Source organism: Komagataeibacter xylinus, assembly GCF_009834365.1.
Taxonomy (GTDB): Bacteria; Pseudomonadota; Alphaproteobacteria; order Acetobacterales; family Acetobacteraceae; genus Komagataeibacter; species Komagataeibacter xylinus_D.
Genome location: NZ_CP041348.1, coordinates 2,413,987 through 2,438,895, shown reverse-complemented (window position 1 = coordinate 2,438,895; position 24,909 = coordinate 2,413,987). Strand labels below are relative to the sequence as shown.

The window sequence follows — 24,909 nt, the reverse complement described above, 5'->3', positions numbered from 1 at the left end:
CCTGTAGCCCGGAACCCGTATGCAAAACCCTTTCCGTAACCAGCCAGACAGCGGTGGCCAGCCTCCCCCCGGGGGGAGGCTGCGCACGCTTATGGCGCAGGACCGCATGCATGCGCGGCTGGTGGTTGTGGCCGGGGGGTTCTGCCTGCTGTTTTCTGCCATTGCGCTCAAGCTGACGCTGGCTACGATCATCAACCCCCTGCCGCCGCAGCAGCAGCAGATCGCGCCGCAGGTGCCCCCCATCCCCAAAAGCGACCCCAAGGGGATGATCGCGGGCGACGTGGTGTTGCCGCAGGTGCACCGGGCCTCGGTCACCGACCGCAACGGGCAGGTGCTGGCCATGTCGCTGCCTGTCGCCCAGGTCTATGCCAACCCGCAGGAAATGATCGACGCAGCCGATGCCGCCCACCGCCTCAAGCATGCGCTGCCCAGCCTGGACGAAGCCGAGACGAAGCGCCGCCTGTCGCTGAACAAGCAGTTCGTCTATCTGGCGCGTGACATCTCACCCGCGCAGGAACTTGCCATCAACAACCTTGGCATTCCCGGCATCTATTTCGAACCCGGCGAGCGCCGCCGCTACCCCATGGGCCGCGTGGCCGCTCATATTCTGGGCGGGGTGGATATCGATGACCACGGCGTGGCCGGCATCGAGCGGTATTTTGACAAGCGCCTCGACAGTGACAGCCAGCCCCTGCGCCTGTCGCTCGACGTACGCGTGCAGAACGTGGTGCATGACGAACTCCAGTCCGCGATGGACATGTTCCAGGCCATCGGCGCCTGCGCCATCGTGATGGATGTGCATACCGGCGAGATCATCACCATGGTCAGCCTGCCCGATTATGACGCCAACGACTTTGGCCGCGCTGCCGCCGATGCACGCTTCAACCGCGCCGTGACGGGCATGTACGAACCCGGATCAACCTTCAAGCTCCAGACCGTGGCCATGGCGTTACAGGAAGGCGTTGCCCATATCTGGGACAGTTTTTCGAGCACGCCCATCAAGATCGGCCGCTTTACCATCTCGGACATGAAGAACGACCACTTCTCCCCGTGGCTTTCGCTGCCCGAGGTCATGGCCTATTCCTCCAACCCCGCTGCCGCCCATATCGCACTCGATGCGGGTGCGCCCCGCCAGCAGGAGTGGCTGCGGCACATGGGCTTCTTCTCGCGCGTGCCGATCGAACTGCCCGAGGCCGGGCGGCCCATCATCCCTTCCGTGCATAACTGGGGGGTTTCGACCACCATGACGGTGGCGTTCGGCCATGGCGTGGCGGAGCCGCCGCTTTCCATCGTGCGGGGTACGGCGGCCACGGCCAATGGCGGCTTCCTGCTCCGGCCCACGCTTGTCGCGGCCCAGAGCCCCGCCACGGCGGCGGATGCCCCCACCGATGCCGATGCGGCCATGCCCGCAGATGCGGAGCGCCTGATCTCGGCTGCCAATTCCGATATCCTGCGCAAGATCCTCCGCCTCGACGTGGCCAAGGGCACGGGGCAGAAGGCGGAATCACCGGGCTATTACGTGGGCGGCAAGACCGGCACGGCAGAAAAGATCGGCGCGCATGGCGGCTACCTCAAGCATGTCAACGTTTCGGCCTTTACCGGCATCTTCCCCATGAATGCGCCGCGCTATGCCATTTACGTCATGCTCGACAGCCCCAAGCCCACCGCCCAGACCCATGGCTGGACCACGGCGGGGTGGAACGCCGCCCCTACTGCGGCACACATGATCACGCGCATCGCCCCCATGCTCGGACTGTTTCCCGATACGCAGCATGAAGCCGCGATTGAAGCCTCGCTGGCCATTCCCATGCGGCCTGCCATACCGCGTGGCTACCGCGCATTGGGGCCGGGCTACGACCCCGGCACGGCCAGGCTGCATGAGCACGAGCATGAAACAGCCCCCCACGCCCCCCGCACTCATGCCGCGCGTGACGTAACGGAGGCCACGCCCGCAAGCCACGCCCTGCATGCCGGTAATGAAGCCGGGCGCACGCCCACCCACCACCAGCGCGAGCGGGGATGACCGACATGGACCTGACCGAACTCCTGCACCGCGCGGGTGTGGACGCCGTGCAGCCCCTGCCTGCCACAACCGGCCCCGTTACCGCTATTACGGCAGACAGCCGCGCCACCGGCCCAGGCGTGATCTTTGCTGCCCTGCACGGCACACGGGTGGATGGACGGGCCTATATTCCGCAGGCCGTGGCCAATGGTGCGGTGGCCGTGCTGGTGCAGGCTGAACCCGATTTCGTGCCGCCACCGGGTGTGGCCTGCGTGCAGGTGGCCGATGCACGCCGCGCGACGGCCCTGATCGCGCGCGCGCTGGCTCCCCGCCTGCCCGCCCATATCGCGGCCATAACCGGCACCAACGGCAAGACCAGCACGGCAGAATTCCTGCGTCAGATCTGGGTGCTGCAGGGCCTGCAGGCAGGCACCATCGGCACGCTGGGCGCGGTTGCCCCCTGCCCGCTGCCCGATTGCGGCCCCGTGCTCACCACGCCAGACAGCGTGGGCCTGATGCGCCTGCTTGGCGCGATGGCGGCGGGCGGGGTAGAGCACGTCGCCATCGAGGCATCATCGCACGGGCTGGAACAGCGCAGGCTGGATGGCATCACGCCCTATGCCGCGGGTTTCAGCAACCTCACCCACGACCATCTGGACTATCACGGCACCACCGCGCATTACCGTGCCGCCAAGCTGCGCCTGTTCGACACAATCCTGCCCGAAGGTGGCATTGCCGCCCTCAATGCGGACATGGACGCCGAGACCTGTGCCGCCATGCGCGCCATTGCCCAACGCCGTAACCTCGTGCTGCGCACCATCGGCACGCAGGGCGAGACCCTGCGCCTGCTCTCCACCCACGCCACCCCCATGGGGCAGGACCTGCGCATCGCCACCCCTGCGGGAGAAAGCGAGATCAGCGTAAAGCTGGTCGGGCGCTTTCAGGTCGATAACCTGCTCATGGCCGCAGCCCTGTCAGGCAGTGCGGAAGATGCGCCCGCGCGCGCCCTCGCCCTCCTGCCGCACCTGCATGGCGTGCGCGGCAGGCTCGAACGCGCCGCCGTGCTGCCGAATGGGGCCGCTGCCTATGTCGATTACGCCCACACGCCCGATGCCATCGCCCGCCTGCTGCACTCGCTGCGCCCCCACACGCCGGGCAGGCTGGTGATTGTGATGGGGGCTGGCGGCGACCGCGACCGGGGCAAGCGCCCCGTGATGGGCGCCACCGCCACCCAACTGGCCGACACCGTGATCGTGACCGATGACAACCCCCGCAGCGAGCCACCCGCCGCCATTCGCGCGGCCATCATGGTGGCCAGCCCCGGCGCCATCGAGATCAGCGACCGCAAACAGGCCATTGCGGCAGGACTGGACATGCTGGGCGCGGGCGACGTGCTGGTGGTGGCGGGCAAGGGCCATGAACAGGGGCAGATCGTGGGTGATGCGGTGCTGCCATTTGATGACGCCACGGTGATCCGTGGCCTGACGGGGACTGAATGACAGTGCTATGGAGCCGCGCGGACCTTGAGGCCGCGACATCGGGGCGTTTCCCATCCTCCAGCGCAGTAGCTATTGCAGGCTCCGGCGTCTCGATCGATACCCGCACGCTTCAGCCCGGCGATGTGTTCATTGCGCTGATTGGCGAGAACAGCAACGGGCATGCGCATGCCGCCGCCGCCCTTGCCGCGGGGGCTGCCGCCGTGGTGGCGCATGAACCCTGTGGTGATGATCCGCGCATCATGATGGTGGATGACACGCTGGCCGCCCTGCAGGGCATGGCCCGCTTCGCCCGCGCGCGTTTTGCGGGCCGCATGCTGGCCGTGACCGGCAGCGTGGGCAAGACCTCGGTCAAGGACATGCTGCATGCGGCACTTGGCGCGTGCGGGCCGACCCACTGCGCCGTGGCGTCGTACAACAACCATTGGGGCGTGCCGCTCACGCTGGCCCGCCTGCCCGCGGCAAGTGCCTATTGCGTGTGCGAGATCGGCATGAACCACGCAGGCGAGATCGCGCCGCTCGCCGCCATGGTGCGGCCTGACGTGGCGGTGGTGACCACGGTCGCCGCATCGCATCTGGGGCTCATGGGCAGCATCGACGCCATCGCGCTCGAAAAGGCGGAACTCCTGCTGGCCCTGCCCGCAGGGGGCACCGCCGTCATGCCCGCCGACATTACGGGACATGATCATTTTGAGCGCAATGCCGCCCACGTAGAAGCCACGCTATGCCGCGTGGGCACCACACCGGACTGCACCGCACAAGCGGGTGACGTGGCACAGGATGCACATGGCAGCACCTTCAGCCTTACGCTGCCAGACTGGCAGGGTGTGGTGCGCGTCAACGCGCCGGGGCGGCACATGGCCGTCAATGCCATGCTGGCACTGGCTGCGGCCCATGCGGCGGGCGCTGACATGGACCTTGCCGTGGCCGGTCTTGCCACTTTCCGCCCCGGTGCCGGGCGGGGTGCGCTTGCAAAGGTGATGCATGACAATGTTGCCCTGCTCGATGAGAGCTATAATGCCTCACCGGCCTCTGTCCGCGCCGCACTCGACCTGCTCGGGCTGGTTGCCACGGGGCGGCGCATCGCCGTGCTGGGCGACATGCTTGAACTCGGCGCGTTTGCGCGGCATGAGCATGCCTCCCTTCTCCCTGCCGTCCGTGCAAACGCGGATGTTGTCTTCTGTTGCGGCCCGAATATGAAAATACTTTTTGACAGCCTGCCTCCTGCCCTGCGCGGAGCATGGACGCCGGATTCCTCCACGCTTGCCCCCCTGGTGCGCACTGCCCTGCGCGCGGGCGACACGGTCATGGTCAAGGGCAGCCTTGGCAGCCGCATGCGCCATGTCGTTGCCGCCCTGCGCGAAGATGATGCCAGGGTGGGACCGGCCTGATGCTCTATGACCTGTTCGAGCACCATGCCACGGCCCATACCTCCGTGCTCAACCTGTTCCGCTACATCACGTTCCGCTCGGGGGCCGCGTGCCTGACCGCGCTGGTCATCAGCCTGTGCCTGGGCAATCCGCTGATCGCGCAGTTGCGCCGCATCCAGCGCGGGGGCCAGCCCATCCGCAAGCTCGGGCCGGAGCGTCACCTGATTGAAAAGGTCGGCACCCCCACCATGGGCGGCGTGCTGATCCTGCTCTCGCTATTCGGCTCCACCCTGCTGTGGGCGGACCTGACCAACGGCTTTGTCTGGGCCGTGATGCTCACCACGGCGGCCTTTGGCGCGGTGGGCTTTGCCGATGACTACCTCAAGCTGTCGCGCCGCAATACCGATGGCGTGTCCAAGCGCATGCGGCTGGGCTGCGAGTTCGGGGCCTCACTGATTGGCGGCATCTGGCTCGAGCACATGATGCCGCCCGATCTTGCCAACCACCTCGCCTTTCCGTTCGTCAAGGACCTGCTGCTGCCGCTGGGCTACGCCTTTCCGCTGTTCGCCATGATCACCATCACCGGGTTTGGCAACGCCGTGAACTTTACCGACGGGCTGGACGGGCTGGCCATCGTGCCGGTCATTGTCGCGGCCCTCGTGTTCGCGCTGATTTCCTACCTCGTGGGCAACCATGTGTTTGCCGATTACCTGCAACTGCACGCCGTGCCCGGCACGGGCGAGCTTGGGGTGTTCTGCTCCGCCCTTGTGGGCGCGGGGCTGGGCTTCCTGTGGTTCAACGCACCGCCTGCCGCCGTGTTCATGGGTGATACCGGCTCGCTCGCCCTTGGTGGCGCGCTTGGTGCGGTGGCGGTCGCGGTCAAGCATGAACTGGTGCTGTGCATCGTGGGTGGGCTGTTCGTGGTGGAAACGTTCTCGGTCATCATCCAGGTGTTCTGGTACAAGCGCACCGGGCGGCGCGTGTTCCTGATGGCGCCGCTGCACCACCATTTCGAGAAAAAGGGCTGGGCGGAATCCAAGATCGTGATCCGGTTCTGGATCGTGTCCATCGTGCTGGGGCTGTGTGGTCTGGCCACGCTGAAACTGCGGTGAGCGCCGCCTTCCCCCTCACCCTGTTCGCGGGCCACCATTATGGCGTGGCCGGTCTGGGTCGCAACGGCAATGCCGCCGTTCACGCCCTTCTGGCCATGGGTGCCAGCGTGCAGGCATGGGATGACCGGCCCGAAGCGCGCGCGGCCCTCGCGGCCCACCCGCACCTTAAGCTCGCACCCTTTACCAACATGCTGGGGCTTGCCGCCCTCGTGCTTTCGCCCGGCATTCCGCACCATCTGCCCAGCCCGCACCCGCTGGCCACCATGGCGATGGATGCGGGCGTGCCAATCCTGTCCGATGCCGAACTGCTGTTCCGCGCCGTGCGGACAGCGGGAAGCCGGACGCGTTTTGCAGGCATTACCGGCACCAATGGCAAGTCCACCACCACCGTACTGCTGGCGCACATGCTGGCATGTGGTGGCATTCCGGTAGCCGCTGGCGGCAACCTTGGCCCCGCCGCCCTCAGCCTGCCGCTGCTGCCGGATGATGGCGTGTATGTGCTGGAAATGTCATCGTACATGCTCGAGCGCCTGGAGCAGCTGCATTTCGATGCCGCCTGCCTGCTCAACCTGACGCCCGACCACCTCGACCGCCATGGCGACATGACCGGCTACACGCGGGCCAAGATGCATGTATTCGACCATCAGGGGCCGGGTGATCTGGCCGTTCTGGGCGCGACCCTGCCCGATTACGCCAGCCTGAACCGCTACCTTGCGCCTACCCGCGCCACCGTGGCCTGCATCAGCGGCGCGGACATCGCGCAATGTGATTTCTACTGCACGCCGCATGCGCTGTGCGACCGCCACGGCATGATTGCCGACCTGACCCATGTGCCAGACCTGCCCGGCACCCATAACCGCGAGAACGCGGCCGCCGCCACCGCCATGGCGCTGCATCTGGGCCTGCCACGGGCTGCGGTGGAAGGTGCGCTGCGCAGCTTCAGCGCGCTGGACCACCGGCAGAAAACGGTAGGCAGCGTAGAGGGCATCCGCTTCATCAATGACAGCAAGGCCACCAATGCCGATGCCACGGCCCGCGCGCTGGCCTGCCATGAGCGCATGGTGTGGATTGCGGGCGGCACGGCCAAGGCGGGCGGGATCGAACCGCTTGCGCCCCTGTTCGGGCGCGTGGCGCTGGCTCTGCTGATCGGACGCGACGCGCCGGTGCTGGCCCGCACCCTTGCGCAGCACAGGGTGCCCTACCGCATTGTTGAAACCCTTGAGCGCGCCGTGCCCGAGGCGCGCGAAACCGCTCGCGCACTAGGCGTGGACGTGGTGATGCTCTCGCCCGCCTGCGCAAGCTTTGACCAGTTCAGCGGTTTCGAGGCCCGTGGCGCGCGCTTCGCAGCCCTTGTGCAGACCCTTGCCGCCGGGCCGGAGGCTACCCGCGCCCAATGAGTGGCCTGTCGCGCATAAACACCTCGCATCTGGCGCGATGGTGGCGGAGCATCGATCGGGTCACGCTGATCTGCGTGTGCATCCTGATCGGGTTCGGCTATATCCTGATGCTGGCGGCAAGCCCGGCGGTGGCGGTGCGCATTGGCGCCTCGCGCGATATGTTCATTTTCAAGCAGGTCGTCTTTCTGGTGCTCGCAGCGGTGATCGTGTGCGCCACCTCGCTGCTTTCGCTCCGCGGGGTGCGGCTTGTGGGGTGGATCGGCTTCGTGCTGGCGTTGGGTGCCACATTCCTGACCCTTGTGCATGGCATCGAGATCAAGGGCGCGCGGCGGTGGATCGCACTGCCGATGATGTCGGTCCAGCCATCCGAATTCCTCAAGCCCTTCTTTGCCGTGGTGACCGCCTGGCTGCTGACCGAGCGCAGGGTGCGAACGTATTTTCCCGGCCTGCTGGTGGCGCTGGGGCTGTTCGCGCTCGTGCTGCTGCTGCTCAAGTCGCAGCCTGATATCGGCATGCTGAGCGTCATCACCACCGTGTTCCTGGCCCAGCTTTTTGTTGATGGGCTGAGCCTGTTCCTGGTGGGCGCGGGTGTGGCCAGCATGGTGGCGGCATTTATTGGCGCGTATATGGTGTTTCCGCATGTGCGCTCACGCGTGGAGCGGTTTTTGCACCCGGCGGTGGGTGACCACTACCAGATCGATACCGCGCTGCGCGCCTTTGGCAATGGCGGCCTGCTGGGGCGCGGGCCGGGTGAAGGCCGGGTGAAGGACCTGCTGCCCGATGCGCATGCCGATTTCGTGTTCGCGGTGGCGGGCGAGGAATTCGGCATGCTGGTGTGCCTGTTCATCATTGGCGTGTTCGCCACCATCGTCATCCGCACGCTGCTCAAGCTGCTGCGCGAGAACGATCCCTTCATTGCGGTGGCAACCGCGGGGCTGGTGACGGGCTTCGGGCTGCAGGCCTTTGTCAACATGGGCTCGACGCTGCACCTCATCCCGACCAAGGGCATGACGCTGCCTTTCATTTCCTATGGCGGTTCATCGGCCATGTCGGTGGCGCTGACCATCGGGCTGGTGCTGGCGCTGACCCGCAACCGGCCCAACGAGACCCGCTTCGGGCAGTTTACGCCAGCTCCTTCCCCCGCACAGAGAGTATCGTCATGACCCAACACTGCATTGCCATCGCAGCCGGGGGCACCGGCGGCCACTTCTTCCCCGCCGAGGCGCTGGCCTGCGAACTGGTGCGCCGGGGGCATGACATCATCCTCATGACCGACCAGCGCGCAGGCGGGCGCGACAGTGGCGTGTTTGCCGGTCGCCCGCAATTCGTGCTGCCTGGCGCAGGCATTGCCGGGCGTGGACTGGTGCGGGCCAGCCGGGCTGCGCTCGCGCTGGCGCGGGGCACGCTGCAGGCACGCGGCATTATCGGGCGCATCCGCCCTGCCGCCATCATCGGCTTTGGCGGCTACCCCTCCGTGCCGCCGCTGCTTGGCGGCAGCCTGCTGGGCAAAAGCCGCCGCCCGCTGCTGTTCATGCATGAAGGCAATGCAGTGCTGGGCAAGGCCAATGGCTTCCTGGCCCCGCGCATGGATGGCATCGCCACCTCCTTCCCCACGGTGGCAGGCGTACCGACAGGCGTGCCCACCACGCTGACCGGCATGCCGGTGCGGCCTGACATCGCGGCACTGGCGGGGGAAGGCTATGAACCCTCCAATGGCGTGCTCAACCTGCTGGTGTGGGGTGGATCACTCGGCGCGCGTGTGTTCAGCGACGTGGTGCCGCCCGCCCTTGCCGCCCTGCCGCCTGCGCTGCGCGCGCGGCTGCAGGTGACCCAGCAGGCCCGCGCGGAGGATGTCGAACGCGTGCAGGCGGCTTATAAAACGGCTGGCATTCCCGCCACCATAGCCCCCTTTCTTGATGACGTGCCCGGCCTGCTGCGCGCAGCCCACCTGGTGATTGGCCGGGCGGGTGGCTCATCGGTAGCGGAACTGACGGTTGCAGGCCGCCCTGCCGTGCTGGTGCCGCTGCCCATTGCCGCACGCGATGAACAGGGGGCAAACGCGCAGGCGCTGGTCGATGCGGGGGCTGCGTGGATGATCCGCCAGCCCGAGTTTAGCGCACCCGCGCTCACGCAGCGCCTGAGCACCTTGCTGGCTGACCGCGACCTGCTGGTCCGCACGGCGCAGGCCGCGAGCCGCCTTGGCCGCCCCGATGCCGCCCACCTTCTGGCCGATATGATAGAAGCCCGCTTGCCTGACATGCCCCGCACCGCTTAATTCCCGGCAGCGCGAATACGGAGACCTGAGTAGATGAGAGCCCTGCCCCTTTCGATTGGCACCATTCATTTCGTCGGCATTGGCGGAATTGGCATGTCCGGTATTGCCGAAGTGCTGCATATGCTTGGCTATGCGGTGCAGGGCTCCGACATTGCCGAGAGTGCCAATGTCGCGCGCCTGCGTGCTTCCGGCATTCCCGTCACAATTGGCCATGACGCGGCCAACCTTGGCAGCGCGCAGGTGGTGGTCACCTCCACCGCCGTCAAGCGCGACAACCCCGAGGTGGTGGCCGCACGCGCGCGCCTGATCCCGGTGGTGCGCCGCGCCGAGATGCTGGCCGAGCTCATGCGCCTGCGCTGGTCGGTTGCCGTTGGCGGCACGCATGGCAAGACCACCACCACCAGCCTTGTTGCCGCCGTGCTCGAGGCCGCCAAGCTTGACCCCACGGTCATCAATGGCGGCATTATCGAGGCCTATGGCACCAACACCCGCATGGGTTCGGGCGACTGGATGGTGGTCGAGGCCGATGAGAGCGATGGCTCTTTCCTGCGCTTGCCCTCGGTCATTACGGTCGTGACCAACATGGACCCCGAGCACCTCGACCACTGGGGCACGGAAGAGGCGATGCAGGCGGCCTATGACCAGTTTGTCTCGAACATTCCGTTCTACGGCTTTGCCGTGCTGTGCATCGACCACCCCGCCGTGCAGCAGATGATCCCGCGCCTGTCCGACCACCGCATCATCACCTATGGCTTCTCGCCGCAGGCCGATGTGCGCGCCGAGAAAGTGATTACCGACAAGCTGGGCGCGACCTTCGAGGTCGTGATCACCAACCGCAACCGCAACCGCTCGCGCCGGGCGGGGCCGTTCCGCCTGCCCATGCTGGGCCACCACAACGTGCAGAACGCGCTGGCGGCGATTGCAGTCGGCACCGAGATGGAAATCGACGACGCCACCATCCGCTCGGCCTTTGCCGCCTTCCGTGGTGTCAAGCGCCGCTTCACCCGCACGGGCGAGACCGGGGGCATCACCATCATCGATGATTACGGCCACCACCCCGTCGAGATCGCAGCCGTGCTGAAGGCCGCAAGGCAGGCAGGCGCTGGCAACGTGATTGCAGTCATGCAGCCGCACCGTTATTCGCGCCTCAAGAGCCTGTTCAACGAGTTCTGCACCTGCATGAACGACGCGGGCACGGTCATCATTGCCGATGTGTATGCCGCAGGCGAGCAGCCGATCGAGGGCATTGACCGCGATGCGCTGGTCGAGGGCCTGCGCGAGCGCGGGCACCGCTCGGTCGTGCCGCTGCCGGGGCCGGAGCACCTGGCGGAAATGATCAACGCCATTGCCCGCCCCGGTGACTTCGTGGTGTGCCTTGGCGCGGGCAGCATCACCAACTGGGCGCAGGCGCTGCCTGCCCAGCTGGCAGAACTGCAGGGCATTGCCCATGCCCCCGCCCAGAAGGCGGATGCCCATTCATGACCGCTGATCCTGCCCCTACCCTGCCGCAATGGGCGCAGTGTCTGGACACGGAGGGCTTTCGCCCCCGTGGCCGCCTGACCCCACAGGCCGCCCTGGGTCCGCGTACATGGTTCCGCGTGGGCGGTGCGGCCGAACTGCTGTTCCAGCCCGCCAGCGCCGAGGATCTGGCCCAGGTGCTGGGCCGCCTGCCGCTTGAGGTGCCGGTGCTGCCACTGGGCGCGTGCTCGAACGTGATCGTGCGCGATGGCGGGATTGACGGGCTGGTCATTCGCCTCGCCCGTGGTTTTTCAACCATCCGCCGCGATGGCGATGGCCTGATCGTGGGGGCGGCCTGCCTGGACATGACGGTGGCCGAGCATGCTGCTGAAGCCGGGCTGACAGGGCTTGAATTCCTGGCGGGCATTCCCGGCTCGATCGGCGGCGCGGTGGCGATGAACGCGGGCGCTTACGGCTCGGACATGGCGACCGTGCTGGACTGGGTGGAGATCGTGACCCGCGATGGCGGAATGCTGCGCCTGCCCGCCGCCTCGCTTGATTTTGGCTACCGCCATGCCAGCCTGCCGCCCCACGCCGTGGTGGTGCGCGCCCGCCTCAACGCGCAGGAGGCGCCGCCTGCGGTCATCCGCCAGCGCATTGACGAGATCCGCACTGCTCGCGAGGGCGCCCAGCCTGTGCGTGCCCGCACAGGTGGTTCCACCTTCCGCAATCCCGCCCCTGACGAATCGGAGCGCAAGGCGTGGGAACTGATCGACGCCGCAGGCTGCCGCGGGCTTGTGGTGGGTGGTGCCCAGATCAGCGAGAAGCACTGCAACTTCATGCTCAACACCGGCACCGCAACCGCCGCCGACCTTGAGCAGCTTGGTGATCTCGTGCGCCAGCGCGTGCATGACCATACTGCTGTCACGCTCCGGTGGGAGATCAGGCGCATCGGGCGGCCCGCCCCCCATCACACGGGAGAAGACACATGAAACGCCGCCGCATCTGCGTGCTGATGGGCGGTCTCTCCGCCGAGCGCGACGTCAGCCTTGATAGCGGGCGCAACGTGGTGGACGCGCTGCGCAGCCTTGGCCATGACGTACACACCATCGACCCCACTGCCGACCTGCTGGCCCTGGTGGGCGACCTGCAGGCAAGCAGGCCCGACGCCGTGTTCAACGCCCTGCATGGCCGCTTTGGCGAGGACGGGTCAATTCAGGGCATACTCGACTGGATGGGCGTTCCCTACACCCATTCCGGCGTGCGGGCCTCGGCCACCGCCATGGACAAGGATGCCGCCCGCGCCGTGTTTGCCGCGGCGGACCTGCCCATTGCCACCGGCATGTGCATCACTCCCGCCGAACTCGAACCCGCCGACCCGCTGCCCGCGCCCTACGTGGTCAAGCCGCTCAATGAGGGGTCATCGGTGGGGGTGGAGATCATCCGCGCAGGCAGCAACCGCCGCGCCGAGGTGGCAAGGGGGTGGACATTCGGCACCCACATGCTGGTGGAGGAATACATTCCCGGCCGCGAACTGACCGTGGGCGTGCTGCATGACCGCGCCCTGACCGTGACCGACATCACGCCCACCGGCAGCGGCCCCACCTTTTATGACTATCAGGCCAAATATGCCGCAGGCGGCTCATGCCACGAACTGCCCGCGCGCATCCATCCCGCCGCCTTTGAACAGGCACGCGACCTCGCCCTTGCCGCCCACCGCGCGCTGGGCTGCCGGGGGGCGAGCCGCACCGATTTCCGTTATGATGACACGGCGGGCGCCGACCTGCCCGGCCGCCTCGTGATCCTGGAAACCAACACCCAGCCGGGCATGACGCCTACATCGCTGCTGCCCGAGCAGGCCGCCGCCTGCGGCATGGACTACGCCACGCTGTGCCAGTGGATGATCGACCAGGCGACCTGCCGTACATGAGGCGACCGACCGACAGCGGCGACCGCCCATCAAGGCTTTCGATCTTCCTGCGCCGCCAGAAACGCCTGATCCGCCCGGCCCTGCTGGTGCTGGTGCTGGGGGCGCTGGTGGCGGGCGGCATCACGGTGCTGCGCCATGTCGGCTCGGACCCGCGCTTTGCCACACTCAGGGGGCGGATCATCAACATGCTGCCGCTGCGCATTACCGAGATTGACGTGACCGGCTGCGTGCTGACCAGCGAAAGCGCATTGCAGGAAGCGCTGGGCGTGCGCACGGGAGATTTCATTCTCGGCTTTTCGGTCAAGGCCGCGCGTGAGCGCATCGACGCGCTGCCCTTTGTCGATCATTCCGTGGTCGAGCGCCACCTGCCGGGCACCATCCTCATCCACCTGTTCGAGCGCCAGCCTTTTGCCGTGTGGCAGAATCACGGACATTTCATGCTGATCGACCGGGCGGGCAACCAGGTACGTGACAAGGGCATGACCGGCAAGGATGCCGAGGCCTTCCGCCAGTTGCCGCTTGTGGTTGGACCCGACGCCAATCTCGCCGCCGCCGCCATGATCGATGAACTCACGGCCCAGCCCGAGGTGAGCAGCCATGTCGTGGCCGCAGCCCGCGTGGGGCAGCGCCGGTGGAACCTGACATTGCGCAACGGCACGACCATCCTGCTGCCCGAAGGGCAGGAAGCTGCAGCGCTCAAGCGTCTTGCACAAATGCAGGAAACCATAAAAATACTCGACCGGCCCGTTATCGCCATAGACATGCGCCTGCCAGACCGCCTGATCATCCGTGAGAACCCCGTGACGCCGAATGACAACAGCAATGGATCCGACCAGGGCGACAGCCCGCCACAGGCAGCCCCCACGGGCGAGCAGGTACCCACGCGGCCATGGCTTTCCCCCGATAACGGCCTGAAACGGAGGCGGGCATGACCTATCCAGTGCCGGGACCGGTCGGGACGACCCTTCCCGCAACACGCACGACCACACCGGCAACCCCTGCGGTACCAGCCATCCGTGGCCCTGCCGTGCCAGCCCGCGTGCCCCGCCCGCGCGCGCCCGCAACCCTTGTGCCCGCCGCCGAGCGCATGCCCACGCGCAAGCTGCGCACCGGGCCGTTCAGCGTGCTTGATATCGGCTCGACCAAGATCGTCTGCCTGATCGGGCGGGGCGAGCCTGACAACACCATTCGCATCCTTGGCCATGGCTGGCGGCGCTCGCACGGGGTGCGCTCGGGCGGTATCGTGGACCTGCGCGAGGCGGAATCGGCCATACGCAACGCCGTGGCGCAGGCAGAAGACATGGCGACCGAGCGGCGCGATTCGATTTTCGTCAACCTGTCATGCGGCCACCCCGAGAGCCGTCACATCAACGCACGCTGGCCCATTGGCGGGCGCGAGGTCACCGAGGGCGATGTCAGTCGCATCATTGCCGAAGGGCGGCTGCGCGCCATCTCTGAAGGGCGCTCGGCCATCCATACCCTGCCCCTCGACTATGCGGTGGATGATACGCAGGAAGTGCTCGACCCGCGCGGGCATCTGTGCGACCTGCTCTCCGCACGGCTGCATGTGATCGATGCCAACACCACGGCGCTGCGCAACCTCGAGGCCGTGCTGTCACGCGTGGAACTCAAGATCGCGGGCATGGTGTCCTCCCCTCTGGCCTCGGGGCTTGCGGTGATGAGCGAGGACGAGCGCAACCTTGGCGCAACCGTGGTGGACATGGGCGGCGGACTGACTTCAATCGGCGTGTTTGGCGAGGGCAGGCTGCTGCACACGGCCACGATTCCGGTGGGGGGGCTGCATATCACACGCGATATTGCACAGGGACTTTCCACCTCGATCGACAGCGCCGAGCGGCTCAAGACCATGTATGGCTCGGCCGAACTGCTCGCGGGCGATGATCACGATCCCATCCTCGTGCAATTGATTGGCGATAACGACCATCATTATGTCAGAATTTCACGCTCAAAGATTGTCTCGATCATACATCCACGCGTGGAGGAAACCCTGGAAATGATACGTGACAGGCTGGAAATGGCAGCCGTAGGGCCTGCAGCCGACGGCCGCGTGATCCTGACCGGCGGTGGTTCTCTGCTTGAGGGAATCGGGCCGATGGCGGCGCGCATCCTCAACCGGCAGGTGCGTCTTGGCCGCCCCCGCCGCATTGTGGGCCTGCCTGAAAACTCAGCCACCTGGCCCATGTTCTCCACATCGGCCGGATTACTGGCCTGGGCTGCGGGCGCCGCCGATGAAATGGGCGAACCCGACACGCGCAATGCCCGCCCCGGCGGCCTTGTAAGACGTTTTGTGGATTTCATACGTGATAGGGTATGATCTTGCACGGAAACCCTTTATTGTACTTTTGCCGTTAGTATGCCAGCACGCCTACCCCCCATCCATCGGGAGCCCAGCATGACCCTCAACCTGACCATCCCGCAGCAGAATCATTCCGATTTCACCCCCCGCATTACAGTGATCGGGGTTGGCGGTGGTGGTACCAACGCGGTGGACAACATGATCCACTCGCAGTTGCAGGGTGTGGAATTCATTGTCGCCAACACTGATGCCCAGCAGCTTTCGCACAGCAAGGCCGACCGCCGCATCCAGCTTGGCCCGCACCTGACGCAGGGCCTTGGCGCAGGCGCCAAGCCCGAAATCGGTCGCGCCGCGGCGGAAGAAGCATGCGATGAACTCTCCCGCCACCTTGATGGCGCGCATATGGTGTTCATCACCGCGGGCATGGGTGGCGGCACCGGCACGGGGGCAGCGCCCGTCATTGCACGCATGGCACGCGAGCGCGGCATCCTGACCGTGGGCGTGGTGACCAAGCCCTTCATGTTCGAGGGCATGCGCCGCACCAAGTCGGCCGAGGCGGGCATTGCCGAGTTGCAGCAGTTCGTTGACACGCTGATCGTGATCCCGAACCAGAACCTGTTCCGCATGGCCAATGAAAGCACGAGCTGGCGCGATGCCTTCAAAATGGCGGACAACGTGCTGTACATGGGTGTGCGCGGCGTGACCGACCTGATGATGGCGCCGGGCCTCGTCAACCTCGATTTTGCCGATATCCGCACCATCATGGCGGAAATGGGCAAGGCGATGATGGGCACGGGCGACGCCGAAGGCGATAACCGCGCCATTGCCGCCGCCGAGGCCGCGATCTCCAACCCGCTGCTTGAAGATACCTCCATGAAGGGGGCGCAGGGCCTGCTCATCAACATCACGGGTGGCGAAGACCTGACGCTGTTCGAAGTGGACCAGGCGGCAAACCGCATCCGCGAGGAAGTGGCGGAAGACGCCAACATCATCTTCGGTTCCGCCATCGACACCTCGCTCAATGGCAAGATCCGCGTCTCGGTCGTGGCCACTGGCATCGACAACCCGCCCGCGGGCCGGAGCACCACCCAGCCTGCCGAGGCAGCGGAACCCGCAAGCGCGCCGCAGCCCGCGCCCGAAGCGGCCGCACCGCAGCCTGTGGCCCCCAACACGGCCCAGGCCGCACCGCAGTCTCCGCCCGCGCCACCGCTACAGCACGCCGCACCGCCCCGGCCCGGTCATGCTCCGGCTCCCGGTGCCGGGCAACGCCCGCTTGGCGCACCACGCGCACCCTCCCCCAATGCCGTGCCACCGCAGGCGCAGCGCAGTTCGCCCCGCTCGCCCCTGTTTACGGAAAATGCCCGGTCCCAGGCGCCTGAGCCACAGGCCGCCCCCCGTAGCCTGTTCGGCATCGTGACCGGGGCGCTGCGCCGCCATTCCACCCCGCCGCAGCCCGAGGCGCCGCAGCCCCAGCGCACCGAGCCTTCGGTGCAGCAGCAGCCCATGGCACAGCCTCCAGCCCCGCCTGCGCCGGGCAATACCACGCCGCCTGATGATGGGGGGCTTGATATTCCCGCCTTCCTGCGTCGGCGCTCGCACTGACACAACCCTGGCGTGGTCCGGCCGGACCACGCCAGTTCCTTGCAGACAGGTAACAATAGGCAATAATCCTTGACTGTTCCAACGGGAAACAAGGCGCTAGCATGAGACCATGCCAGTTACCGCGAGTTCTCCCACATTTCCGTCAAGGATACAGGCAATGAACGGCATGGTGCCGCCCGCACATTTTTCCTTCATGTCGCCAGTCAGCCATGATGGGCAGATGCAGCATACCCTGAGCCAGCCGATCAGCAGCGTGGGCACCGGGCTGCATACCGGCGCGCGAATCAGCCTGCGCCTCTCGCCTGCAGCAGAGAATACCGGCATCGTCTTTCATCGCACCGACTGCGCCATGCCGCCTGTCACCGCCCGTTACGACACGGTAGTGGACACCCAGCTGAGCACGGTACTTGGTCACGGGCCACAGGGCGCGCGCATTGCCACGGTGGAACACCTGATGGCGGCACTCGCAGGCTGTGGCATCGATAACGTGCTTGTCGAGGTGGATGGACCGGAAATCCCGGTATTCGACGGCTCAGCCGCCGAATTCGTGTTCCTGCTCGAATGCGCAGGCCGCAGGCCGCAGGCGGCCCGCCGCCAGCATATCCATGTCATCCGGCCCGTGCGGGTGGAAGAAGGCGACGCGTTTGCCGAACTCTCCCCCGCGAGCCGAGCGGGGCTGGCCATTGATATTTCCATAGACTTTCCTGCCGCCGCCATTGGTCAGCAGCGTTATGCAACGCAGGTTGACGGCCACCTGTTCCGCCAGCACCTGAGCCGGGCGCGCACCTTTGTGCTCCAGCCCGAGATCGAGCACCTGCACGCCATCGGGCTCGCACAGGGCGGTTCGCTCGACAACGCCGTGGTGGTCAATGGCGACAGCGTGCTCAACCCCGCAGGCTTGCGCCACCCGGATGAATTCGTGCGCCACAAGGTGCTTGATGCGATTGGCGACCTGTATCTGGCCGGTGGCCTGCTCGAAGGGCATTTCAGGGGGCACAAATCAGGCCATACCCTTAATAACCGCCTGTTGCGCAAGCTGTTTGCCGATAAGGCGAACTGGCATGTCGCCCCTGCCGACACGCCCGTGGGCCAGCCCTGTACGCAGGCCGCGTGATGTGGGAGTGTGAAATCCGCACGCGGAGACTTCACCCACACCCGGCACATGATATAAAGCTCCCGTAACTGGAAGAGCTGGCATGTTCGCACGCATATCACATCAAACTCCGCAGCCTTCGCGCAGCCCCTGCCAGCCGGCACGCTGGCTGGTGTTCCTGCCTTTGGCAGGCCTGCTGGCGGCATGCGGCAACAGCGCAAGCACCATCAACGAGCGCGCGCCGCGTGTCGGCTCGGCCGAGACACTGTACAATAACGGTGTCGATGCCCTGCGCTCGGACCGCTACCTGCTGTCGGTCAACCAGTTTGACACGCTTCAGCGCAACTATCCCTACTCCCAGTACACGGCCAATGCGCAGTTGATGGAGGGGTATGCCAACTACCTGCTCAACAAATATCCCGAGGCCGTGCAGCAGCTTGACCGCTTTCTGGAACTGCACCCCACCAGCACCGATGCCGCCTATGCCTTCTACCTGCGCGCGCTATGCTATTACGAGCAGGTAGCCGACGTGCAGCGCGACCAGCAGGGCACAATCGAGGCCATGGATGCGCTGGAAGAGGTGATTACCCGCTTCCCCCAGAGCCCTTATGCGCGTGATGCGCAGCTCAAGATCGATCTGTGCCGCGACCATCTGGCGGGCAAGGAAATGCTGGTGGGTCGCTACTACCAGCAGCAGAACGACTTCCCCGCTGCCGCCGGGCGCTACCAGCGCGTGGTGCAGGATTTCCAGACCACCAACCACGTGCCCGAGGCACTCGAGCGGCTGGTAGAAGTATATCTGGACATGGGCCTGCTGGAACAGGCCCGCAAGACCGGCTCCGTGCTGGCCTATAACTACCCCAGCAGCAAGTGGTACGAAGATGCCTACATCCACCTGCGCGCCCATCACCTGATCAAGGGCGTGGACGGCAAGGACAACAAGCAGGGGCGCAACGTCTTCCAGCGGGCGTGGCATTCGGTTTTCTGATTTCCGCCAACGATCCTTCGTGCTGAACAGGAACCGATCATGCTGACACAGCTCTCGATACGGGACGTGGTCCTGATCGAAAAACTGGACCTCGCCTTCCCCCCCGGCCTGACCGTGCTGACGGGCGAGACCGGGGCAGGAAAGTCCATCCTGCTTGACAGCCTTGGCCTCGCTCTGGGCGAGCGGGCCAGTGCCTCGCTCGTGCGCGCGGGCTGCGGGCAGGCCAGTGTCAGCGCCAGTTTCGAGATCGCGCCCGCCCACCCGCTGCATGAACTGCTGCGCGAGCAGGGCATCATGCTCGATGACGAGCGCGAACCGATCCTGCTGCGCCGCGTGGTCACGACTGATGGCCGTTCGCGCGCCTATATCAACGACCAGCCTGTTGCTGTCAGCCTGCTGCGCCGCGCCGCCACCCTGCTGGTGGAAATACAGGGCCAGCACGAGCAGATGGGTCTGGCCGATCAGACGACCCATCTCGACCTGCTCGATGCCTTTGGCGTGCCCGCCCCCCTGCGGGGTCGCGTGGCAGGCGCCTACCGCACATGGATCGAAGCCACGGCAGAACTCGCCACCGCACGGGCGGAAATGGAAAATGCCGCACGTGAGGAAGACTGGCTGCGCCAGGCGGTGGAGGATCTGGGCACCCTTGCCCCGCAGGAGGACGAGGAAGCCCAGCTTGCCGGCCTGCGACAGGCGCTGCAGCAGGGTGAACGCCGCGCCGAAGCCATTGCCGCAGCTTTGGCCGACCTTGCGCCGCGCGACCGACGCTCCCCCGGCCCGGCATCCGCCCTGCGCAATGCCAGCCGCGCCCTGCAGCGCCTGCTGCCCGCTCCCACCGACCTCAACCCCGAGGCCGTGGGCGCTGCCGAGCAGGTCGCCGCACAGGAAGCGCTCAACGCGCTGGAACGCGCGGAAGAAGCGCTGGCCGAGGCCGAGAACATGCTCTCGCGCCTGGCATCTGACGCACAGGCCGACCCGCGCCTGCTGGAACAGACCGAAGAGCGCCTGTTCGCCCTGCGTGCCGAGGCCCGCAAACATGGCGTGTCCGTGCCCGAACTGCCGGGGCTGCTCGCCGCCTTTACCGAACGGCTGACCGCCCTCGATTCGGGCAATGCCCGCATTGAAGGGCTGGAGAAAACCGTGGCCGAGGCCCGCGCCCGGTTTGAGGAGATCGCCCTTGAACTGACCGCCGCACGCGAGAAGGCGGCCCGCAGGCTGGAGCAGGCGGTGATGGCCGAACTCAAGCCGCTCAAGCTGGAGCGCGCGCGCTTTATCGTATCCCTGGTGCCGCTTGAGGCCGAAGCATGGAACGCGCGTGGCAAGGAACAGGCCTCGTTCCTGATCGCGGCCAATCCCGGCCAGCCGCCGGGGCCTCTGGCCAAGGTGGCCTCGGGCGGCGAACTTTCGCGCCTGATGCTTGCCCTCAAGGTCGTGCTGGCCGGGCGCTCGGCCATTCCCACGCTGGTGTTTGATGAAGTCGATTCCGGCGTGGGGGGCGCCACCGCTTCGGCCATTGGCGAGCGGCTTTATACTGTTGGCCGTAGCGTGCAGGTGCTGGTCGTGACCCACAGCCCGCAGGTGGCGGCACGCGGTGATGCCCATCTGCGCATCAGCAAAAGCGTGAACAAAGGCCGCACCGAAACGCATGCCGCACCGCTTGATGAACAGGCAAGGCGCGAGGAAATCGCCCGCATGCTTTCAGGCGACACCATTACCCCCGCCGCCCGCGCCGCGGCCGACAGCCTGCTGAAAGGGGTCTGACATGCCCGCCGCCCCGACCGATGACCTGGCCGAGCAGGCCCGCACGCTGCTGGCCAATTACGCGGCAGACGCGCAGACCGAGGCCCATGCAGCCGCAACACTCAAGCAGCTTGCCACCCTGCTGCCAGCACTCGATGCCGCCTACCATCAGCACGACGCGCCGGTGGTGGATGATGCGACCTATGACGCGCTGCGCCGCCTGAACACGCGGCTGGAACTTGAATTCCCCCGCCATGCCCAGACCGATAGCCCCAGCGCTACGGTGGGGGCACCGGCCAGCGGCCCCTTCCGCCGCCACCGGCACATGGTGCCGATGCTCTCGCTGGACAATGTGTTCTCGCGCGAGGAATTCGAGGGCTTTGTCAGCCGCATCGCCCGCTTTCTGGGTTTGGGTGAGGAGCAGGCCCGCGCGCTTTCCTTCGTGGCAGAACCCAAGATCGATGGCCTGTCGATCAGCCTGACTTACGTGCACGGGCGCTTCGTGCGCGGCACCACGCGCGGCGACGGCACGGAAGGCGAGGACGTGACCGCCAACCTGCGCACATTGCGCGATATTCCCGACCAGCTTCCCGCCCCCTACCCCGACACGATCGAGATCCGGGGCGAGATTTTCCTGCCCAAGCAGGCATTCCTTGAGCTGAACGCAGCACAGGAAGAGGCGGGCGAAAAGCCGTTTGCCAACCCACGCAACGCCGCCGCAGGCTCGCTGCGCCAGCTTGACCCCACCATTACGGCCAAACGCCCGCTTTCGCTGTTCGCCTATGCCGCAGGTTATTGCGATGGCCCGCTGCCTGCCACGCATCATGACTATCTGGAGCAGCTTGGTGCATGGGGCTTTCGCGTCAATCCGCTGAGCACGCAGGTGCCGGACGCGCACGGCGCCGAAACCTTCATGGAGCGCCTGACGCGCGAACGCTCGGGGCTAGATTACGATATTGACGGCGTGGTGTACAAGCTCGACGACCGCGCGCTACAGGAGCGCCTGGGCTTTGCGGGTCGTGCGCCACGCTGGGCGGTGGCGTGGAAATTCCCCGCCGAGCAGGCCATTACCCGGCTGGAAAAAATCGACATTCAGGTCGGCCGCACCGGGGCGCTGACACCGGTGGCCTTTCTGGAGCCGGTGAATGTAGGCGGCGTGATCGTGACCCGCGCCAGCCTGCATAATGAGGATGAAATCGCGCGCAAGGACATCCGCGAGGGCGACCTTGTGCATGTGCAGCGCGCGGGTGATGTGATCCCGCAGATAACCGGCGTGGTACTGCCACGCGACCATGAAACGCAGCCCTTCGCCTTCCCCCATACCTGCCCGGTCTGTGGGGCGCATGCCGAACGGCCCGAGGGCGAGGTGGTCTGGCGCTGCTCGGGCGGGCTGACCTGCCCCGCGCAGGTGGTGGAGCGGCTGATCCATTTCGTCTCGCGTGATGCGTTCGATATTGATGGCCTGGGTGACCGCACCATTGTCGAGTTTCATGAACTGGGCTGGCTGCGCACGCCTGCCGATATCTTCCGCCTTGGCGCGCATGAGGAAGAAATCGCGGCCCGTGACGGCTGGGGCAAGGTCTCGGCGCGCAATCTTGTCAACGCGATCGAAGCCCGGCGCAGCATTGAACTCTCGCGCCTGATCTATGCGCTGGGCATCCGCCGCATCGGCACCAGCAATGCCCGCCTGCTGGCGCGGCATTATGGTTCGCTGGCCAACTGGCACACGCAGATGGAAAAGGCCGCCATCGTGGGGTCGGACGAACGGCTGGAACTCGGCTCCATCACCGGCATCGGCACGACCATTGCCGATGAACTGGTCGCCTTCTTTGCCGAGGCCCATAACCGCGCCACGCTGGATGACCTGACCGGCGAACTCACCCGCGTGCTTGATGAGGAAGCACCCGAGGCAGGCAGCCTGTCGGGCAAGACCATCGTGTTTACCGGCACGCTGACCACAATGACCCGCCCCGAGGCCCGCGCCGTGGCCGAGCGGCTGGGGGCGCGGGTATCAGATAGTGTCTCGAAAAAGACCGATCTTGTGGTGCTGGGTGAAAAAGCGGGCTCCAAGGCACGCAAGGCCACCGAACTGGGTATCGAGACGATGGATGAGGCCAACTGGCGCGTCCTTGCGGGCATGCCCCCTGCCCCGCAACCTGAGGGCTGAGGGCTGAGGGCTGAGGGCTGAGGGCTGACAGGCCCATGACGCATGCCCGAACATGTATGGCCAGCTTACCAGCCTGAGCGGAAAAAATTTTTCATAGGAAAGCAGGCTTTGCCTGGCCGGTCGTGATCATGCGTGCCTCGGCATGAGTGCTGGCATTGTGCCGGGCGCAGGTACTTGCGTATTACCTCTTCCTCTCCGATCCCGCCCGCCACAGGCTGAAGCGGATCAGCCGTTATTCCAGCCTGCTGAAAACGACTGCAGTGCACGACCTGCTTGCCCACGGATGCAACACCGTGTGGCCGGGCAGCGTGCGCATGAAGAGGCACATGGCAACGGGCTGGCCACCTGCATCGTGTATTGCGGTCCGGACAGCACGGCGGACATGGTGGGCGCGGTTCGATCGGCAGATACAGTTTCCTGTTCCTGTCGTGCCACGCCCTGACGCCCACACAGGCACAAAGCCTCATGCAGGCATTTTATGCCGCCCTACCCGAAAGTGGCGCGGCGCTGACGATCAATGACCGGGCCACGATCGCACTCCTGCTCAGACATGACGTCATCCCGGTATGGACATGGGGCAATTTTGATGACCCTGAACCGGTTGTAGAGGCATGGGTATGCTCCCCTGATGGATCACCAGCCATCGCCTTTTTGAAAAAAGGCAACACCCTGATGCACAACATAACTGTGGCCTTGCATGGTCCTGTCGCGTAACATTTATGCCGGAATCGAACACGGGCTTACACGCGCGGGAGCACCAGACCGACCAGCACGCGAGGCCGCCGCAGTGGGGTGCGGCATGGATTTTCAGGGGGATGACATCTTATGACAGTTTCAGGGTCGCGGGGGCGACTGCTGACAACGCGCCGCGAGATGCTGGGCCTTGCGGGTGGCGCAGGCTCCAGCCTGCTTCTGCCCCGCCACGCACGCGCGGCAGCGCAGCCCGCATGGCGCAGGCCACTGGCTGAATCCGACGCCATCGTGGCGTTTGGCCATACCGGCCCCATTACCGATGGCGGCTGGTCGATGGTGCATGACCGGGGCGTGCAGGCCGTGCGCCGCACCTTCCCCAAGCTGCGCACCATTTATGTGGAGAGCGTGCCCTACTCCGCCGATGCCACGCGACTGTTCCGCCAGTTCGTGGCAGAAGGCGCGCAGATGGTCATGGCGACGTCGGAATATGGCGACTTCATCAAGGATGTGTCGGACCGCGCGCCTGATGTTGCGTTCATGGAATGCGATGGCACCAATGTGACCGGCAATCTGGGCTGGTATTACGTGGCGCACTGGTATGCCAGCTACGTCATTGGCATTGCCGCGGCCCTCATGACCAAAACCAACAAGATCGGCTTTCTGGGCGCGTTTCCCATCCCCTCGGTCTATGCCTCGGCCAATGCAACGCTGCTGGGCGCGCAGTCGGTCAATCCGGCCATCACGCTCCAGAGCATCACCATCAATGCCTGGTTCGACCCGCAGGCGGCAACCCAGGCGGCCACCGCGCTGGCCGATAACGGGTGTGATTTCCTGTGCGGCATCATGGATGAACCGGCCTATCTGCGCGTGGCCATACAGCGCGGGCTGAAGGCGGCCATGTGGAATACCGGCATGCTCGATTACGGGCCGCAGGCCTATGTCAGCTCCGTGTGCCTCGACTTCAACGAGTATTACATAAGCCAGGTACGCAACCTGCTGGCAGGCACATGGCAGCCGGAAGGGCATTTCCTGACCCTGGGCCACGGCGTGGACCGCGATGCCTGGGGGCCGACCGTACCGCCCGATGTCGCCGCCCGCGCCGATGACATGCGCACGCGCATGCTGGCGGGCCACAACCCCTTTGTCGGCCCCATACACGACAACCATGGTCGCCTGCGCGTGCCCGCGGGCACGGCGCTGAGCGATCTCGAAATCTATCACTCCGACTGGGCGGTGGCGGGAGTATCGGGCCTTGAATAACCCTGCCTC

19 protein-coding genes are annotated in these 24,909 nt (G+C 65.9%); all 19 read left to right on the top strand.

Annotation, left to right across the window (positions count from 1 at the left end; translation table 11 throughout):
* The first annotated feature begins 19 nt into the window (after positions 1-19).
* The 19 genes from FMA36_RS11635 (at position 20) to FMA36_RS11545 (ending at position 24,900) form a co-directional block, all read left to right on the top strand.
* On the top strand, positions 20-2,023 hold the full coding sequence (locus FMA36_RS11635; protein WP_408885617.1) for a peptidoglycan D,D-transpeptidase FtsI family protein: 2,004 nt from the start codon (positions 20-22) through the stop codon (positions 2,021-2,023).
* A gap of 5 nt (positions 2,024-2,028) precedes the next feature.
* Positions 2,029-3,501: a UDP-N-acetylmuramoyl-L-alanyl-D-glutamate--2,6-diaminopimelate ligase gene (locus FMA36_RS11630; RefSeq protein WP_159263891.1), complete on the top strand. Its 1,473-nt coding sequence runs from the start codon at positions 2,029-2,031 to the stop codon at positions 3,499-3,501.
* Positions 3,498-4,889 (top strand): UDP-N-acetylmuramoyl-tripeptide--D-alanyl-D-alanine ligase, encoded by a 1,392-nt coding sequence (locus FMA36_RS11625; protein WP_159262425.1) that lies wholly within the window; start codon positions 3,498-3,500, stop codon positions 4,887-4,889. Before FMA36_RS11630 ends, FMA36_RS11625 begins: the two co-directional genes overlap by 4 nt.
* Positions 4,889-5,980, top strand: coding sequence for a phospho-N-acetylmuramoyl-pentapeptide-transferase (mraY, locus tag FMA36_RS11620; RefSeq protein WP_159262424.1), 1,092 nt, complete (start codon positions 4,889-4,891; stop codon positions 5,978-5,980). Before FMA36_RS11625 ends, mraY begins: the two co-directional genes overlap by 1 nt.
* The gene (murD, locus tag FMA36_RS11615) at positions 5,977-7,377 is read left to right on the top strand and encodes a UDP-N-acetylmuramoyl-L-alanine--D-glutamate ligase (protein WP_159262423.1); all 1,401 of its coding nucleotides are present in this window, start codon (positions 5,977-5,979) and stop codon (positions 7,375-7,377) included. The genes mraY and murD overlap by 4 nt, the downstream gene beginning before the upstream one ends.
* The gene (locus FMA36_RS11610) at positions 7,374-8,540 is read left to right on the top strand and encodes an FtsW/RodA/SpoVE family cell cycle protein (RefSeq protein ID WP_159262422.1); all 1,167 of its coding nucleotides are present in this window, start codon (positions 7,374-7,376) and stop codon (positions 8,538-8,540) included. The genes murD and FMA36_RS11610 overlap by 4 nt, the downstream gene beginning before the upstream one ends.
* Complete coding sequence (gene murG / locus FMA36_RS11605; protein WP_159262421.1) at positions 8,537-9,652, top strand: undecaprenyldiphospho-muramoylpentapeptide beta-N-acetylglucosaminyltransferase; 1,116 nt, start codon at positions 8,537-8,539, stop codon at positions 9,650-9,652. The genes FMA36_RS11610 and murG overlap by 4 nt, the downstream gene beginning before the upstream one ends.
* Before the next feature lie 33 nt (positions 9,653-9,685).
* On the top strand, positions 9,686-11,134 hold the full coding sequence (gene murC, locus FMA36_RS11600) for a UDP-N-acetylmuramate--L-alanine ligase (protein ID WP_159262420.1): 1,449 nt from the start codon (positions 9,686-9,688) through the stop codon (positions 11,132-11,134).
* Entirely contained in the window at positions 11,131-12,102 is a 972-nt protein-coding gene (gene murB, locus FMA36_RS11595) for a UDP-N-acetylmuramate dehydrogenase (RefSeq protein ID WP_159262419.1), read from the top strand. Before murC ends, murB begins: the two co-directional genes overlap by 4 nt.
* Positions 12,099-13,040 (top strand): D-alanine--D-alanine ligase, encoded by a 942-nt coding sequence (locus tag FMA36_RS11590; RefSeq protein WP_159262418.1) that lies wholly within the window; start codon positions 12,099-12,101, stop codon positions 13,038-13,040. The genes murB and FMA36_RS11590 overlap by 4 nt, the downstream gene beginning before the upstream one ends.
* The gene (locus FMA36_RS11585) at positions 13,037-13,972 is read left to right on the top strand and encodes a cell division protein FtsQ/DivIB (protein ID WP_159262417.1); all 936 of its coding nucleotides are present in this window, start codon (positions 13,037-13,039) and stop codon (positions 13,970-13,972) included. The genes FMA36_RS11590 and FMA36_RS11585 overlap by 4 nt, the downstream gene beginning before the upstream one ends.
* A complete protein-coding gene (ftsA, locus tag FMA36_RS11580) occupies positions 13,969-15,375 on the top strand; it encodes a cell division protein FtsA (RefSeq protein ID WP_159262416.1) in 1,407 nt (468 codons plus the stop codon). Before FMA36_RS11585 ends, ftsA begins: the two co-directional genes overlap by 4 nt.
* Positions 15,376-15,453: 78 nt before the next feature.
* On the top strand, positions 15,454-16,959 hold the full coding sequence (ftsZ, locus tag FMA36_RS11575) for a cell division protein FtsZ (protein WP_159262415.1): 1,506 nt from the start codon (positions 15,454-15,456) through the stop codon (positions 16,957-16,959).
* A gap of 157 nt (positions 16,960-17,116) precedes the next feature.
* The gene (gene lpxC, locus FMA36_RS11570) at positions 17,117-18,073 is read left to right on the top strand and encodes a UDP-3-O-acyl-N-acetylglucosamine deacetylase (protein WP_408885616.1); all 957 of its coding nucleotides are present in this window, start codon (positions 17,117-17,119) and stop codon (positions 18,071-18,073) included.
* An 82-nt stretch (positions 18,074-18,155) separates the two neighbouring features.
* Positions 18,156-19,040 (top strand): outer membrane protein assembly factor BamD, encoded by an 885-nt coding sequence (locus FMA36_RS11565; protein WP_159262413.1) that lies wholly within the window; start codon positions 18,156-18,158, stop codon positions 19,038-19,040.
* A 39-nt stretch (positions 19,041-19,079) separates the two neighbouring features.
* Positions 19,080-20,801: a DNA repair protein RecN gene (gene recN, locus FMA36_RS11560; RefSeq protein WP_159262412.1), complete on the top strand. Its 1,722-nt coding sequence runs from the start codon at positions 19,080-19,082 to the stop codon at positions 20,799-20,801.
* Position 20,802: 1 nt separating this feature from the next.
* Positions 20,803-22,947 (top strand): NAD-dependent DNA ligase LigA, encoded by a 2,145-nt coding sequence (gene ligA, locus FMA36_RS11555; protein ID WP_159262411.1) that lies wholly within the window; start codon positions 20,803-20,805, stop codon positions 22,945-22,947.
* Between the two features lie 465 nt (positions 22,948-23,412).
* Positions 23,413-23,661, top strand: a complete 249-nt coding sequence (locus tag FMA36_RS11550; protein ID WP_159262410.1) for a hypothetical protein — start codon at positions 23,413-23,415, stop codon at positions 23,659-23,661.
* Positions 23,662-23,772: 111 nt separating this feature from the next.
* On the top strand, positions 23,773-24,900 hold the full coding sequence (locus FMA36_RS11545; protein WP_159262409.1) for a BMP family ABC transporter substrate-binding protein: 1,128 nt from the start codon (positions 23,773-23,775) through the stop codon (positions 24,898-24,900).
* Positions 24,901-24,909: the final 9 nt, after the last annotated feature.

Coding starts and splice junctions, on each gene's coding strand:
- FMA36_RS11635 (WP_408885617.1), top strand. CDS start 20: ATGCAAAACCCTTTCCGTAACCAGCCAGACAGCGGTGGCCAGCCTCCC.
- FMA36_RS11630 (WP_159263891.1), top strand. CDS start 2,029: ATGGACCTGACCGAACTCCTGCACCGCGCGGGTGTGGACGCCGTGCAG.
- FMA36_RS11625 (WP_159262425.1), top strand. CDS start 3,498: ATGACAGTGCTATGGAGCCGCGCGGACCTTGAGGCCGCGACATCGGGG.
- mraY (WP_159262424.1), top strand. CDS start 4,889: ATGCTCTATGACCTGTTCGAGCACCATGCCACGGCCCATACCTCCGTG.
- FMA36_RS11610 (WP_159262422.1), top strand. CDS start 7,374: ATGAGTGGCCTGTCGCGCATAAACACCTCGCATCTGGCGCGATGGTGG.
- murG (WP_159262421.1), top strand. CDS start 8,537: ATGACCCAACACTGCATTGCCATCGCAGCCGGGGGCACCGGCGGCCAC.
- murC (WP_159262420.1), top strand. CDS start 9,686: ATGAGAGCCCTGCCCCTTTCGATTGGCACCATTCATTTCGTCGGCATT.
- murB (WP_159262419.1), top strand. CDS start 11,131: ATGACCGCTGATCCTGCCCCTACCCTGCCGCAATGGGCGCAGTGTCTG.
- FMA36_RS11590 (WP_159262418.1), top strand. CDS start 12,099: ATGAAACGCCGCCGCATCTGCGTGCTGATGGGCGGTCTCTCCGCCGAG.
- FMA36_RS11585 (WP_159262417.1), top strand. CDS start 13,037: ATGAGGCGACCGACCGACAGCGGCGACCGCCCATCAAGGCTTTCGATC.
- ftsA (WP_159262416.1), top strand. CDS start 13,969: ATGACCTATCCAGTGCCGGGACCGGTCGGGACGACCCTTCCCGCAACA.
- ftsZ (WP_159262415.1), top strand. CDS start 15,454: ATGACCCTCAACCTGACCATCCCGCAGCAGAATCATTCCGATTTCACC.
- lpxC (WP_408885616.1), top strand. CDS start 17,117: ATGAACGGCATGGTGCCGCCCGCACATTTTTCCTTCATGTCGCCAGTC.
- FMA36_RS11565 (WP_159262413.1), top strand. CDS start 18,156: ATGTTCGCACGCATATCACATCAAACTCCGCAGCCTTCGCGCAGCCCC.
- recN (WP_159262412.1), top strand. CDS start 19,080: ATGCTGACACAGCTCTCGATACGGGACGTGGTCCTGATCGAAAAACTG.
- ligA (WP_159262411.1), top strand. CDS start 20,803: ATGCCCGCCGCCCCGACCGATGACCTGGCCGAGCAGGCCCGCACGCTG.
- FMA36_RS11550 (WP_159262410.1), top strand. CDS start 23,413: ATGCAGGCATTTTATGCCGCCCTACCCGAAAGTGGCGCGGCGCTGACG.
- FMA36_RS11545 (WP_159262409.1), top strand. CDS start 23,773: ATGACAGTTTCAGGGTCGCGGGGGCGACTGCTGACAACGCGCCGCGAG.